15 protein-coding genes, 1 tRNA gene and 1 pseudogene are annotated in these 12695 nt (G+C 60.9%); 10 read left to right on the top strand and 7 right to left on the bottom strand.

Features of this window, described 5'->3' with window-relative positions; all coding sequences use genetic code 11:
- Window positions 1–60 precede the first annotated feature (60 nt).
- From PQR67_RS09150 to PQR67_RS09160, 3 genes are all read left to right on the top strand, one after another.
- Window positions 61–135, top strand: a tRNA-Arg gene (locus PQR67_RS09150).
- A 574-nt stretch (window positions 136–709) separates the two neighbouring features.
- Entirely contained in the window at window positions 710–1204 is a 495-nt protein-coding gene (locus tag PQR67_RS09155; protein WP_408457334.1) for a lysozyme, read from the top strand.
- Window positions 1201–1620 (top strand): lysozyme inhibitor LprI family protein, encoded by a 420-nt coding sequence (locus PQR67_RS09160; RefSeq protein ID WP_408457336.1) that lies wholly within the window; start codon window positions 1201–1203, stop codon window positions 1618–1620. Before PQR67_RS09155 ends, PQR67_RS09160 begins: the two co-directional genes overlap by 4 nt.
- A 291-nt stretch (window positions 1621–1911) precedes the next feature.
- Here PQR67_RS09160 and PQR67_RS09165 read toward each other — a convergent pair whose 3' ends face one another.
- Window positions 1912–2151: a hypothetical protein gene (locus PQR67_RS09165; RefSeq protein ID WP_408457338.1), complete on the bottom strand. Its 240-nt coding sequence runs from the start codon at window positions 2149–2151 to the stop codon at window positions 1912–1914.
- A gap of 116 nt (window positions 2152–2267) precedes the next feature.
- On the opposite strand from PQR67_RS09165, the pseudogene PQR67_RS09170 reads away from it, so the two are divergent.
- A pseudogene (locus PQR67_RS09170) lies at window positions 2268–2660 on the top strand (porin); the annotation flags it as partial.
- A 237-nt stretch (window positions 2661–2897) separates the two neighbouring features.
- Window positions 2898–3107 (top strand): hypothetical protein, encoded by a 210-nt coding sequence (locus tag PQR67_RS09175; protein ID WP_408457341.1) that lies wholly within the window; start codon window positions 2898–2900, stop codon window positions 3105–3107.
- Window positions 3108–3211: 104 nt separating this feature from the next.
- Here PQR67_RS09175 and PQR67_RS09180 read toward each other — a convergent pair whose 3' ends face one another.
- From PQR67_RS09180 to PQR67_RS09190, 3 genes are all read right to left on the bottom strand, one after another.
- Complete coding sequence (locus PQR67_RS09180; protein ID WP_408457344.1) at window positions 3212–3919, bottom strand: glutathione S-transferase N-terminal domain-containing protein; 708 nt, start codon at window positions 3917–3919, stop codon at window positions 3212–3214.
- 248 nt (window positions 3920–4167) lie between these two features.
- Entirely contained in the window at window positions 4168–4389 is a 222-nt protein-coding gene (locus PQR67_RS09185; RefSeq protein ID WP_408457346.1) for a hypothetical protein, read from the bottom strand.
- A 146-nt stretch (window positions 4390–4535) separates the two neighbouring features.
- Window positions 4536–4739, bottom strand: a complete 204-nt coding sequence (locus tag PQR67_RS09190; protein WP_408457349.1) for a CsbD family protein — start codon at window positions 4737–4739, stop codon at window positions 4536–4538.
- 177 nt (window positions 4740–4916) lie between these two features.
- On the opposite strand from PQR67_RS09190, the gene PQR67_RS09195 reads away from it, so the two are divergent.
- From PQR67_RS09195 to PQR67_RS09215, 5 genes are all read left to right on the top strand, one after another.
- Window positions 4917–5243, top strand: coding sequence for a hypothetical protein (locus PQR67_RS09195; protein ID WP_408457351.1), 327 nt, complete (start codon window positions 4917–4919; stop codon window positions 5241–5243).
- A gap of 270 nt (window positions 5244–5513) precedes the next feature.
- Window positions 5514–6797, top strand: a complete 1284-nt coding sequence (gene dcm / locus PQR67_RS09200; protein ID WP_408457353.1) for a DNA (cytosine-5-)-methyltransferase — start codon at window positions 5514–5516, stop codon at window positions 6795–6797.
- Window positions 6798–6827: 30 nt separating this feature from the next.
- Window positions 6828–7274 carry a very short patch repair endonuclease gene (locus PQR67_RS09205; RefSeq protein ID WP_408457355.1) on the top strand — a complete coding sequence of 149 codons (447 nt, stop codon included), beginning with the start codon at window positions 6828–6830 and terminating at the stop codon, window positions 7272–7274.
- 173 nt (window positions 7275–7447) lie between these two features.
- Window positions 7448–7951 (top strand): YbhB/YbcL family Raf kinase inhibitor-like protein, encoded by a 504-nt coding sequence (locus PQR67_RS09210; RefSeq protein WP_408457357.1) that lies wholly within the window; start codon window positions 7448–7450, stop codon window positions 7949–7951.
- Between the two features lie 148 nt (window positions 7952–8099).
- Window positions 8100–9539 (top strand): MFS transporter, encoded by a 1440-nt coding sequence (locus PQR67_RS09215; RefSeq protein WP_408457360.1) that lies wholly within the window; start codon window positions 8100–8102, stop codon window positions 9537–9539.
- Window positions 9540–9758: 219 nt separating this feature from the next.
- On the opposite strand, the gene otsA is transcribed toward PQR67_RS09215, so the two are convergent.
- The 3 genes from otsA to PQR67_RS09230 all read right to left on the bottom strand — a co-directional run bounded on the left by otsA (window position 9759) and on the right by PQR67_RS09230 (window position 11993).
- Complete coding sequence (gene otsA, locus PQR67_RS09220) at window positions 9759–11186, bottom strand: alpha,alpha-trehalose-phosphate synthase (UDP-forming) (RefSeq protein WP_120347851.1); 1428 nt, start codon at window positions 11184–11186, stop codon at window positions 9759–9761.
- A 211-nt stretch (window positions 11187–11397) separates the two neighbouring features.
- The gene (locus PQR67_RS09225) at window positions 11398–11610 is read right to left on the bottom strand and encodes a hypothetical protein (RefSeq protein WP_408457363.1); all 213 of its coding nucleotides are present in this window, start codon (window positions 11608–11610) and stop codon (window positions 11398–11400) included.
- Between the two features lie 134 nt (window positions 11611–11744).
- Window positions 11745–11993 carry a hypothetical protein gene (locus PQR67_RS09230; RefSeq protein WP_408457365.1) on the bottom strand — a complete coding sequence of 83 codons (249 nt, stop codon included), beginning with the start codon at window positions 11991–11993 and terminating at the stop codon, window positions 11745–11747.
- Window positions 11994–12695: the final 702 nt, after the last annotated feature.

The raw sequence follows: 12695 nt of genomic DNA on the forward strand, positions 1-12695 counted from the left end.
ACGGGATAAGGCTAAAGCCAATAGCAGCAAGGCTTCGGCCCACCCATTGCCCATATCCATCTCCCCGTAGTTCAATGGATAGAACAAGTGCCTCCTAAGCGCTAGATACAGGTTCGATTCCTGTCGGGGGGACCATAAAAGCGTCCGAAGCTGTCCAGCGAAATCCAAGAAACCCCGCCAAGCTAAGGATCACGCCCGGTCGCAATGATCATCGGCGATATTCGGGCACATGCCCCGAGGACAGGTGTAGCGCAGGGTCTGTGAAGAGTGCCGACCAACGGCAATCGCCAGCGTTGCAGTCCCCAAATCCTTGGTGGGCGTTGAGCGGAGACCACCAACTAAGTTTCCTCATCGGCTCCTTGAAACTCGGGCGAACGATTGAGCTACTCGGCACGCGACGTTCATCACCTGCTGGCCCTGCGCCAGTGATGCATGGCGCGCGCCACTGATCCAGTCATCTGTGCCAGATCAGGTTCAAGAAAAGCTACGCCATGCCTAACAATTCGATGGAAAAACACAGCTTCGTCAGCTGCCAGTCGCGCACGAGCTATTTCTTTTCGAAGGACTAGCAGCTTTGAATCTCAGCGCTTAACTCGGCATCGTAGTAAATAGTTTGATCCAAGTTGATAAAGAGCGACCCCAAATCACCCATCCCGTTCTCCTCTGACGAATGATAAAGTCGGGTCGACTTGGTCTCCGCGAGGGAATTATGCCAAATGAATCAATGCGTCTGAGCCCCGCCGGCTGGGCGGATTTGCGCCGTCGCGAAGGTGCTGTCATGAACTACTACAACGACGTAGCGAATAACTGCACCTACGGGGTCGGCACACTTGCCCATCTTGGATTCTGCACCCCGGACGAACTTCAACGCCCTGTGTCAGTCGCACAGGTCAATGCGCAACTGGCTACAAAGGTCCGACTCACCGAACAGATTGTTCGCCGCAATGTGAGAGATCACAAACTCACACAGGAGCAGTTCGACGCACTGGTGAGCTTCACCTATAACTCAGGGGAAGGCGGATCGCGCGACACGTTTTCTGCCGCCAACAGCGGTAACGATAGGCTGGTCGCTAGCAACATGGCGCTCTGCGTCTATGTACACCCGCGCGACGCACAAGGTCACCGTCTGCCACCGCGCCGCGTGAATGGACTTGTCAACCGCCGCCGCGAAGAGGCTGCGCCATTTGCTCAGGGGGCGCGATGAAGGTCGCGTTCCTGGCACTCGCACTCGCGTGCTCTTGCGCATTGGCTGCCACCGCAGATCCTGCTGACGTCATCTCGCGGCAAAGTGGACTGCCCGCGAGCGAGGTGCAAGGCATGCTGGCGGACTGCGACGCAAACCAGATGAGCTTGAATTTTTGTGCATGGCGCGACAGGGTGGTTGCTGAGCAGAAACTGCAGGATGCCGTCGACGATAAAGCCGCGAAATCCCCGGGCTGCAAAGCACGCCTGGAGAACAAGATCGCCGCATGGAAGAAGCGACGCGATGCGAGTTGCAAGAAGTCCGCTGAGGCAGAAAACGGAGGCGGTTCGATTGTGCCGATGGAGATTGCGGCCTGCGAGGCGGCAGAGACCGACCGCATGACAAAGGTAATCGCATCGATTCACCGATGCAATTGACTGACGAACCGGTGTATAGCTGGTAGCAAGGTTTAGAGGTTGTCCAACGCTTCAGCCTCTCTTTATAAAATCAGGCACCCGGTTGTCGGCTTATGTGAGCGGGACATGGGACTGGAACAGAGACCACCCCCACTCGTCGCAGTTTGGCCAGTTTGGGACATTCGACACGGTTGCCTAGATCACTGACAATCGATGAGCGAACGCTAAATCAAGGTCATCGTCGACATGAGCAATCACGGTTCACTATTCCTGCCCGCGTCAGACACGGACGCCAGCGAGTCTTCCGCAGTGTCACAGGCTATCTCGTGTATCGACGCCTTCACGGATGCTTTCAACGCACGTGACCTCGCCCGCATGGACGCTTGCCTGCATTTTCCGCACATCATTCTTTCCGGCGAGCAATTGGTGATATGGGAAGACGGAGGTCAGTTGCCCGCAAGCTTCTTTGATGACCTCGAACGGAGCACCGGTTGGGACAGAACGATCTACCTTGAGAAGCGGGCAGTCCTGGTCAGCCTTCGAAAAGTTCATTTGTTCGTTGAGTACTCCAGGAATCGCGCAGACGGTTCAGTAATCACGCTTCACAAGAACCTATGGGTGGTTACCTACGACGTAGATCGGTGGGGAATTAAGCAACGGTCTTATTGATGAGCGGTTGTACGAGACTCCATTTGGCGTGGAACGGTCACAACCAGTCATTCGGCGCGCTACTCTTTCCGGCAGCGCTCAGCATCGTTGCAGGTGTCGCTCATGCACAAAGCAGCGTGACACTCTACGGATCCATTGGCGAAGGTTTCGAATACATTAGCAATCTCGGCGGTCACGCCGACTACGCGCTCGTCAGCGGCACTCAACAATTGGGCAATCGTTGGGGCCTGAAAGGAACGGAAGATCTCGGCGGCGGGCTCAGCGCGGTCTTTCAACTCGAGAACGGCTTCAGCGTGAATAACGGCAGCGCGCTGCCGAATGGCCAAATGTTCGGCCGTCAGGCGTATGTCGGTCTCGCTTCGAACGACATGGGCGCGTTGACCTTCGGGCAATCCGCACAGTTCGGCGCCTGGCGCTGACGCAGCAATGTTTACGGAATGACTCGCCACAAGCATAGGAGAGCGGCGCCGCACGTCGGCACCATCCTCCGCACTCCAGATCCAGAAATTGCTCATCGACGGCCTCGCCCCGATCCGGGATCGCCGAACGTCAGCAGGATCCAGGCGACGTGTGAAAGCGACTTGCACAGCGAGGCCTAAAGTAATTCCAGAGGCCGCCGAAAATCAGGCATGGACAACGACGACCGCCTCCGCCCCGGCCACCCCCTTTATGAAGAAGCAATGGCCCTCGAATTGACCGTGCGCACCTTGCGTCACGCGCAGGGCAAGAAAAATCCCGAAGACGTTCTCTATGGCTCACCCGCATGGGACGTGGTCAGCGATCAGTTTGTGCGCGACCTTTATCGCGCAATGGGTGGCGATCCAAACGCTTTGCCTTGACTCGATGCAAGGGAACACGTAGTCCGCACGCAGAACGCGCAAACCGACGTGAAGCGAACAACGGCCGGCGACAATCCACGCCCCCAGCCGCATCAATCAATCAATCACGAAGGCCGTTTCGGAATCTCCAATCCCCTCGCCACCGCCGGACGCGCAACGAACGCCGCCAGCACGCGCTTCACATTCGAAAACTCGTCAATCCCGACCAGATCCCCGGCTTCGTAGAAGCCGATCAGATTACGCACCCACGGGAAGGTCGCGATATCGGCGATCGAATACGCATCGCCCAAAATCCAGTCACGCCCTTCGAGTTGCCGGTCCAGCACCGCGAGCAGCCGTTTCGACTCGGCGATGTACCGGTCGCGCGGGCGTTTGTCTTCGTATTCCTTGCCGGCGAACTTGTGGAAGAAACCAACCTGACCGAACATCGGGCCGATGCCGCCCATCTGAAACATCACCCACTGGATCGCCTCATAACGGCCGGCGGCATCCTGCGGAATCAATTTGCCGGCCTTATCCGCCAGGTAAATCAGAATCGCGCCGGATTCGAACAGCGGCAGCGGCCTGCCACCGGGGCCGTTCGGATCGATGATCGCCGGAATCTTGTTGTTCGGATTCAACGACAGAAACTCGGCCGACATCTGATCGTTCGTATCGAAGCGCACAAGGTGCGGCTCATAGGGCAAACCGGTCTCTTCGAGCATGATCGACACCTTCACGCCATTGGGCGTCGGCAGCGAATACAGCTGAATCCGGTCCGGATGCTCGGCAGGCCATTTCTTCGTGATCGGGAAGGCGGAGAGATCGGTCATGGTGACGGTGTAACCCTTGTTCGAGAGCTTTGGCTGGAAAACGGAATCGGGAATCCGCGATCGGCCAGCAGGCCGACAAGAAAGACCCGAACGCGCGACCGCCAAATATAAACCGACTCGGCACAACGCGTACGAGCCCGCGGCAGAGCCCGGCGCGAACAGGGCTGCCCCAGGGTCGCTCAACGCCCAATGCCCAACGCTCAGCGCACGCTTCCCGCCTACCCTTCACCGCAAGACGGCAGCCACGCTCACCACAAATCCTTGGTCGCCGTACCGGCGCGCAGGTCATATCCTTCGCGCCACAGCGCCGCGCCGACCGTCAGCAGCAGGATCCGTCGCTCGTCGTCGAGTTGCTCCCACGTCGCTGCCAGCCAGGTGGCGAAACTTGCGCAGGTGGTCTCGAGGTCGACGGGCGCTTTGCCCTGCAGGTACTGCCGTTCGAACATCGACAGCACTTTTTCGGGTGTCATGGGCGCCTCCTCGGGGTTGGATGCGCCAAGTCTAAAGGCGGCACACGGCGCGTGGCGTGTCCCCCGCGCCGAACCCGGGTTACTCCCAGGCCAAAACAAAAAAGCGCCGAAGCGCCTTTCCCCATCGGGCGATACCGCGAGCCGAATTACGGCGTGTTGTGCTTTGCCCGGTCCTTGGCGTCGTCCTTGGCATCCTCCTTAGCGTCGCCATAGGCCTTTTGCACTTTGCCGGCGGCCTGTTGAAGATCGCCCTTGAGCTCCTTACCGGGGTTGTTGGTCGCTTTACCGACGGTTTCGTTGACCTTGCCCTTGATCTGCTCGCCTACGCCCTTCACTTGATCCTTGTTCATGTTCGGCTCCAATATCTGAAAAGCCGGCGCGAGGTTGCGCCAGTATCCCGGATTCAGCAACGGGTGTGCCCGCGCCCGGCCCCTGCCCGTTTTGCCTGATCGGGCCCGTCGCAAAAAAAATTTAAAAAACCCCTAAAGTCCTGCCGCGGCTTGCCGTAATGGTGCCAAGGAGGGGCTATGGAACGCACACTCATTACGCTGACGGGGTCAACCCAGGCAACGCTGATCGATCAGGACATCGCGCACATCGGACGCGTCATGCGGCCTTCTTTACACGGCGATCTGGGTGGCCCGATTCTCCCCGGTGCCTACTGGCGCAAGCGTCTGCACCAGTTGCTCGACACGGGCCAGTTGTCCCATGCGCAACTGTGCCGGGTGGACAGCCTCCTGCTGCAACTCGATCAGTTCGAAACCAGCGCCCAGCCCGCATGGGATGCATTGCCCCCGGCAACCGTCGCGCCGCGCCCGCCGTTGCACGCCGTGACTGCCCACCCCCATATCTGATCTGCTGCACCCCTTGGTGGCCGGCCTTCCGCGCTGGCCAGTCCAACTACTTCCCGTAAAAAAAGGCCGCGAATCCTGTCGCGGCCTGAACACGTCGCAACGCAGGGAATTCGCGTCACGCCACCAGCCTACACGTCAAACTGTGACAGTCGCATTTAGACAAAATGCGGTTGTTGCGTTGCGGGAGATTTCCTGACTTCGCGGGCAAAAATAGGAAAAAGGGACGACCTTAGGTCATAATGTCCGCAAAAATTCCCAGCAAGGACCTCCGTGACCGTCGCCGCACCGCTCGACCTGCTCAAACAGGCACGCGCCCGCTTCACTCAACGCGAAATCGCAGCGCACGTCGGTAAGGACATCAAGACGGTGCGCCGCTGGGAAAAGGGCGAAACGCCGTGCCCATCCATGCTCGAACCGGCCTTGCGCGATCTGCTGCATAGCAGCGGCCGGGAGAAGGCCGGCGTGGTAACGAACGGCGCCCAGTTCCGCTTTATCGATCTGTTCGCCGGCATCGGCGGCATTCGTACGGGTTTCGAGGCGCATGGCGGCAACTGTGTGTTCACGAGCGAGTGGAACGATTTTTCCACCAAGACCTATCGCGAGAACTACCCACCCGACGGCGAACACGCGCTGATCGGCGACATCGTGTCGTTTCCCGCCGAAGAGGTGCCGAGCCACGATGTGCTGCTCGGCGGCTTTCCGTGCCAGCCGTTCTCGATTGCCGGCGTCAGCAAGAAGAACGCGCTGGGCCGTCCGCACGGATTCGAATGCACCACGCAAGGCACGCTCTTTTTCGACGTCGCGCGGATCATCGCGGCCAAGCGTCCTGCCGCGTTCCTGCTCGAAAACGTGAAGAATCTGCTCTCGCACGACAAGGGCCGTACCTTCGACGTGATCCTGCAGACGCTGCGCGACGAGCTCGGCTACGAAGTGCACTACCGTGTGGTCGACGGCCAGCATTTCACGCCGCAACACCGGGAGCGCATCATCATCGTCGGCTTTCGCGGCAAGACGTCGTTCTCCTGGGACGATCTGCGTCTGCCGGAAAACGGTCCGCGCCTGGGCTCGATCCTGCATCGCACCGACGGCAGCGAACCGGTGCTGCCGTGGGACCACGACCGGTTCTTCGACCACGCCGGCAAACGCGTGCAGCCGAAGTACACGCTCACGCCGAATCTCTGGACCTATCTGCAAAACTACGCGGCAAAGCATCGCGCGGCGGGAAACGGCTTTGGCTTCGGCATGGCGTATCCCGACAGTGTCACGCGCACCCTTTCCGCGCGTTATCACAAGGACGGCTCGGAAATCCTGGTCTATCAGGGCGAACAGTTGCGGCCGCGGCGCCTGACGCCACGTGAATGCGCCCGGCTGATGGGCTTTCCCGATACCTTCAGGATTCCGGTCAGCGACACCCAGGCTTACCGGCAATTCGGCAACAGCGTCGTCATGCCGGTGATGCGCGAAGTGGCGCGCATCATGCTGCCGCACGTGCAAACCCTGCTCGCCGAGGAAACGCACAATGGTTCGAAGCAAGCCCTCTCGCTCTATTCCTGAGCGGCCTGATCCGGTACCTGGGCGCTAGCCATGGTCGATATCGTCGACAGCGCAACGCGCAGCCGGATGATGGCCGGCATTCGCGGGCGCAATACCAAACCGGAAATTCTGATCCGTAGCCTGCTGCATCGCCAGGGCTTCCGCTTCCGTCTGGACGCGCGCGATCTGCCCGGCCGCCCGGACATCGTGCTGCCGCGCTACCGTGCCGTTGTGCTGGTACACGGCTGCTTCTGGCACGGACACGACTGTCGTCTCTTCAAATGGCCGCAAACGCGACCGGAATTCTGGCGCGACAAGATCGGCCGCAATCGCAGCAACGACGACAAGGTTCTGGCGGCATTGCTCGCAAGCGGCTGGCGCGTTGGGGTCGTGTGGGAATGCGCTTTGCGCGGGGCGAATCGCGATATCGAGGGCGTGCTGCAGCGGCTTGTCGAGTGGCTGAAGGGTGACACGCCGCGCTTCGAGGAACGCGGCTGAAAGCTGCTTGTAGCCTGCCCGGTTCGAACGAATCCCGAAGCCGCTGGTGATACACTCGACTGGCTAGCTCGGGGCATTTCTTGCGTGCCGAAGCTGCAGAAATCGGGCAGCAGGCCGGCGGCAGAAAAGCACGCTCCGACCATCCCAGAACCACTCAAGAAGGGAGGCACACCATGGCTGATTTCCGTCTCTGGTCCGACGATTTCCCCACCAACGGCTTTATGCCGAAAGCCCACGAATATCACGATAAGGCGTTCGGTGTCGATGGTGAGAACATCTCTCCCGCGTTGCAGTGGGACACGCCGCCGGCCGACACCCAAAGCTTCGCACTCACCGTTCACGATCCCGACGCGCCCACCGGCAGCGGCTTCTGGCACTGGGTTATCGTCAACATTCCGGCCGACGCCCGTTCCCTGCCGCGCAACGCCGGCAAGGCCGACGGTTCGCTGCTGCCGCAAGGCGCGCTGCAGGTGCGCAACGACTACGGCACGGTCGGCTACGGCGGCGCCGCGCCGCCGCGTGGCGACAGGACACATCGCTACATCTTCCGCCTGCATGCGCTGAAGGTGCCGCACCTGCCGGTCAACGCGGATACCACCAACGCGGTCGCGCGTTTCATGACCCATCTGAACGAACTCGATTCGACCACCCACACTGGTCTGTACGAACTCAAATAACGCGCGAGACGCGATGCCGTTGCGCGGTTGCCGCGCTTCGGCATCGTCGCGGCTACCGTCTTGTCCTTGCAGGGCCGCACGCAGCGCGCGTGGTTCATCGCCCGGTCGCCTGATCGATGAACCGCTCCACTCCAAATCAAGAATAACGATGCACGCACAACCATCGCGCAAGGACAGTTCGATGCCGGCCGATGCCGGCGCCGCTGCCTCACTCGCCGCCGGCACACCATTCGCGGATAGCACCGAACAAGGCTTGCCGATTCCGCAACGCTACTGGGCGATGCTGGTCATCGCTCTCGCGCTCACGCTAGCGGTGCTCGACAGCGCGATCGCCAACGTGGCGCTGCCGACCATCGCGCGCAATCTGCATGCGAGCGCGGCCGGCTCGATCTGGGTCGTCAACGCCTACCAGCTCGCCATCACCATTTCACTGCTGCCGCTCGCGTCGCTCGGCGATCGTATCGGCTACCGGCGCATCTATCTGGCGGGGCTGATCCTGTTCACGGTGGCGTCGTTCGGTTGCGCGTTATCCACCTCGCTGCCGACGCTCGCGCTCGCCCGCGTGGTCCAGGGCTTCGGCGCGGCGGGTGTCATGAGCGTGAACACGGCGCTCGTGCGCATGATCTATCCGCCCACACAACTGGGGCGCGGCGTGGCGATCAATGCGATGGTCGTGGCGGTGTCGTCGGCAGTCGGGCCGACGATCGCCTCCGGGGTGCTCGCCATCGCCTCCTGGCCGTGGCTGTTTGCGATCAACGTGCCGATCGGGATCGCGGCGATTATCGGCGGCTTCAAGGCGCTGCCGATGAACCCCGGCCACGAGTCTCCGTACGACTATCTGAGCGCGGTGATGAACGCGTTGGTGTTCGGCCTGCTGATTTTCGCCGTCGACGGTCTCGGCCACGGCGAGTCAGTCGGCTGGGTCGCCGCGGAAGCACTCGGCGCGGTGGTGATCGGCTACTTCTTCGTACGCCGTCAATTGACCCAGCCCGCCCCGCTGCTGCCCATCGATTTGCTGAGGATTCCGGTGTTCGCCCTGTCGATCGGCACCTCGGTCTGTTCGTTCTGCGCGCAGATGCTGGCCTTCGTGTCGTTGCCATTTCTGTTGCAGGACACGCTCGGCTTCTCGCAAGTCGATACCGGTTTGCTGATGACGCCGTGGCCGGCGGTGATCATCATCGCGGCGCCGATTGCCGGCGTGCTGTCGGACAAGGTGTCGTCGGGCTGGCTAGGCGGCATCGGCCTCGCTGCGATGACAGTGGGCCTGCTGCTGCTCGCCACCCTCGGCGCGCATCCCGAGCCCATGCAGATCGCGTGGCGCATGGCGCTGTGCGGCGCGGGTTTCGGGATTTTCCAGTCGCCGAACAATCGGACCATGTTGTCCGCCGCGCCGCGTGAGCGCAGCGGCGGCGCGAGCGGCATGCTCGGCACGGCGCGCCTGACCGGACAGACGCTCGGCGCCGCGCTCGTCGCATTGATCTTCGGCATCGCGCCGCAGCATGGGCCGACTATCGTTTTGTATGTGGCCGCGTGCTTTTCGGCGGTTGCCGCCGTGGTCAGCACGTTGCGCGTGATGCAACGGGCGTAACACGGGCGCAAATGTAAAGGGTGCAGGCGGGTCGAGCGGTGTGAGCGTATGACAGGCTTCATTGCAGGCCTTCTCCCCGAATACGACAAGGGCGCGAATCGCATGCCGCGGTCCGCGCCCTTTTTTAATGCTCCAACCTTGTTCATCCAGCTTTGTTCAAACAGGTCGACGTGATCAGCATGCGCGATTCCTGAAGGAACCGCGCCGCCGCTGGCGCGGCTACGACGATGCCGTCACGTCAGCGAGCTTTACCGCTTTGGCCGTCACCGAAGAGGCGGTCGCGATGTTACGCAGATCGTCCAGGAACGTATCGCGCCAGACCGACAGATTGTTCTCACGCATCGGCGCCATCATGTCCGCATGACGCGCCTGACGTTCGGCGAGCGGCATCGACAGTGCGCGCTCCAGCGCCTCGGCCATCTGCGACAGATCGAACGGATTGACGACCAGCGCACCCGGCAATTGCTCGGCGGCACCCGCAAATTGCGACAACACGAGTACCCCCGGATCGGCCGGATCCTGCGATGCAACGTACTCCTTGGCGACCAGGTTCATCCCGTCGCGCAGCGGCGTCACATAGCCGACCTGCGATTGACGGAACAGCGCCATCAGCAGGTTGCGCTCGTACTTGCGATTCAGGTACTGGATCGGCGTCCAGTCGAGTTGCGCGAAACGGCCGTTAATGCGGCCCGCTTCGCCCTCCAAGGTCTGACGAATGCGCTGATACGTCTGCACATCCGCACGCGTTGGCGGCGCGATCTGCACCAGCGATACGCGTCCATGCCAACCCGGTGCATTCAGCAGCAGCCGTTCGAATGCCTGGAAGCGCTCCACCAACCCTTTCGAATAATCGAGCCGGTCGACGCTCATGATCAGCTTGCGCCCGCGCATGCCGTCACGCAGGCTGCGTACCGGCTTGCGGTCCGTGAACTGCTCAGCGGCCTTGGCGATCGCGTCCGGATAGATGCCGATCGGATAGGCCGCCACTTTAAGGAAGCGGTTGCAGGCGTGCACCATGCCGTCTTCACTCGAGGTGCCGTGCTGGCCGCGCTCGATAAAGTCGACGAACGACTGGCGGTCCGCTTCGGTCTGGAAACCGACCACATCGTAGCTGCACATCGCCTTGACCAATTCCTCGTGCGGCGGAATCGTACGGAGTACTTCTGGAACCGGAAAGGGGATATGCAGGAAGAAGCCGATTGGGTTCTTCACGCCGAGCTCGCGCAGACAGCGCGCGAATGGCAGCAGGTGATAGTCGTGCACCCAGATGATGTCATCGGGCTTGAGCAATTCCTTGAGCTGCTTGGCGAGCGTCGCGTTGACACGCTGATAGCCCGCGTATTCCTGCCGGTCGTAGCGTGACAGGTCGTTGCGATAGTGGAACGTCGGCCACAGCGTCGCGTTCGAAAAGCCGCGGTAGTACTGGTCGTAATCGCGCTTGGTCAGGCCTACCGTCGCGTACGTCACATTGCCCTGCTTCTCGATCACCGGAGCGGACGGCTCGCTCACCGTTTCACCGCTCCAGCCGAACCAGACTCCGCCGGTTTCCTTCAACGCGTCCAGCACGCCGATCGCGAGGCCACCTGCCGCAGGGCGGCCTTCCTGGATTGGCGCCACACGATTCGATACCACGATCAGTCTGCTCATTGGTGCTTCACCTCGTCAGTTGCTTCGTTGCATACGGATATGTGCGTTAAAAGTGCATGCAAGTCGCGTGCCGTTTTTTGAGATGTTGGAAATAAAAATGGTTACAAATGTATCGGGCGAGCAAAAACGCGCAATACGGAAGCATTGCGAAGAATTTTTTTCTGCTTTGTATGACGAAACCGGAACCCTTCTTAGCGGCCCTCGGACGGACTCAGGCGTCCTGCTCCGAGCCGAGATCGCGCTGATACTCCAGCCCTTCCGGACGCACCCCGCCCTGGTTGTGCTCGCCGTCTGGCGGCGCATTGGGAGCGACGCGGTTTTGCGCTGCCGGGTCTGGCGACTCTGCCGGGCTGCTCTGGCTGCTGCCTGGCCGGGAATCGCGCTTCGAGTGGCGCGCGGAACGTCGCAGTGCTGGATGTCTCATGGTCGATGCCTCCGGGGAAGCCCGCCGTCATCGAGACGGCATCCATTTAGTGTAGGGGTCGTGACGGCAAATTGCCGGTAAAAGATGCGCCCGCTTTGTAACAAGTACATAAAATCGATGCCGCGGGCCGGGGTTCAGTGCATGGAGCGTGTCAGAGTTGCATAGGTGGATGCTTGCAGCGGCGGATGCCGATCGGCTTGTGGCGTTTGCGTGGGTTGCAGTGGAGGATCGCCGATTGGCGGTGCAACCGGTTCGATCGGGTCTGGTGTCGGGCTGGGGTTTGGAATTGTGTCGGGCTCGGCAGGGTCCGGCGATGGCGGCTCGATGGGTTCGGGGCGGTGGGCGTACTTCGGGAGATGCGTCGCGGCGGCGTAGTCCGGCATGTTGGTTGTCCTTGGTTTTTGCGGTTCAATGCGTTGCAGCAAGGGGTATGCCGGAGTCGTGGTTTTGGGCCTGTTTGGCGGTTTGTTTGGTTGTGGTTTTGCCGTGTTGGTCTTTGCTTGTTCTGGCTTCTTTGGCCTTTCCTTGAATTGTTAGTGGTCTGCTTTGGCTGTGTGCTTACGGTGTTGGCCTTTCCTTGTTTTCTTATTGGTCTATTAGCGTTGCCCCTGTGCGGGGCGGCACCTACTTTTCTTTGCCTGCCGCAAAGCAAAGTAGGCAAAAGAAAGCGGCTCACACCGCTAGTTCTTAAGCGGGTCCCCCGCGCAGCCACGGTAGTGGTGCATCTGGAATCCGTGCTCCCGCACACTCCGCGCTGGTGACAAGGCGCTCATCAGCTCCCACTCCGCACTGCGTGCGTCGCGGATCGGTCTGCCGGGGAAACCAGGGTCTTCGTTTCGCGCGGCGGGGGCCATCGGCTTCGCCTCGGCGACGTGTTCGCGCTGTCATTGGCATCCCATTTCAAATGCAATGCAATGCGTTGCAATGCGATACCTTGCGTTCACTGTGCGGCCGTCGTCGTTGTGCGCGCGACAGCGATTCAACGACAAGCCGCGTTCGCTGCGCTGCCGCTGCCGCGGTTATGCCTGCGGCGGCGATGCACCGACGAGTCAGGGAACCCGGCAAACCGTGGGAGCAAAAGCTTG

It is taken from the genome of Paraburkholderia fungorum (assembly GCF_046026025.1).
Lineage (GTDB): Bacteria > Pseudomonadota > Gammaproteobacteria > Burkholderiales > Burkholderiaceae > Paraburkholderia > Paraburkholderia fungorum_E.

Excerpts from the sequence above, each read along its gene's own strand:
- PQR67_RS09155 (WP_408457334.1), top strand. The coding sequence starts at position 710 with ATGCCAAATGAATCAATGCGTCTGAGCCCCGCCGGCTGGGCGGATTTG.
- PQR67_RS09160 (WP_408457336.1), top strand. The coding sequence starts at position 1,201 with ATGAAGGTCGCGTTCCTGGCACTCGCACTCGCGTGCTCTTGCGCATTG.
- PQR67_RS09165 (WP_408457338.1), bottom strand. The coding sequence starts at position 2,151 with ATGAACTTTTCGAAGGCTGACCAGGACTGCCCGCTTCTCAAGGTAGAT.
- PQR67_RS09175 (WP_408457341.1), top strand. The coding sequence starts at position 2,898 with ATGGACAACGACGACCGCCTCCGCCCCGGCCACCCCCTTTATGAAGAA.
- PQR67_RS09180 (WP_408457344.1), bottom strand. The coding sequence starts at position 3,919 with ATGACCGATCTCTCCGCCTTCCCGATCACGAAGAAATGGCCTGCCGAG.
- PQR67_RS09185 (WP_408457346.1), bottom strand. The coding sequence starts at position 4,389 with ATGACACCCGAAAAAGTGCTGTCGATGTTCGAACGGCAGTACCTGCAG.
- PQR67_RS09190 (WP_408457349.1), bottom strand. The coding sequence starts at position 4,739 with ATGAACAAGGATCAAGTGAAGGGCGTAGGCGAGCAGATCAAGGGCAAG.
- PQR67_RS09195 (WP_408457351.1), top strand. The coding sequence starts at position 4,917 with ATGGAACGCACACTCATTACGCTGACGGGGTCAACCCAGGCAACGCTG.
- PQR67_RS09205 (WP_408457355.1), top strand. The coding sequence starts at position 6,828 with ATGGTCGATATCGTCGACAGCGCAACGCGCAGCCGGATGATGGCCGGC.
- PQR67_RS09210 (WP_408457357.1), top strand. The coding sequence starts at position 7,448 with ATGGCTGATTTCCGTCTCTGGTCCGACGATTTCCCCACCAACGGCTTT.
- PQR67_RS09215 (WP_408457360.1), top strand. The coding sequence starts at position 8,100 with ATGCACGCACAACCATCGCGCAAGGACAGTTCGATGCCGGCCGATGCC.
- otsA (WP_120347851.1), bottom strand. The coding sequence starts at position 11,186 with ATGAGCAGACTGATCGTGGTATCGAATCGTGTGGCGCCAATCCAGGAA.
- PQR67_RS09225 (WP_408457363.1), bottom strand. The coding sequence starts at position 11,610 with ATGAGACATCCAGCACTGCGACGTTCCGCGCGCCACTCGAAGCGCGAT.
- PQR67_RS09230 (WP_408457365.1), bottom strand. The coding sequence starts at position 11,993 with ATGCCGGACTACGCCGCCGCGACGCATCTCCCGAAGTACGCCCACCGC.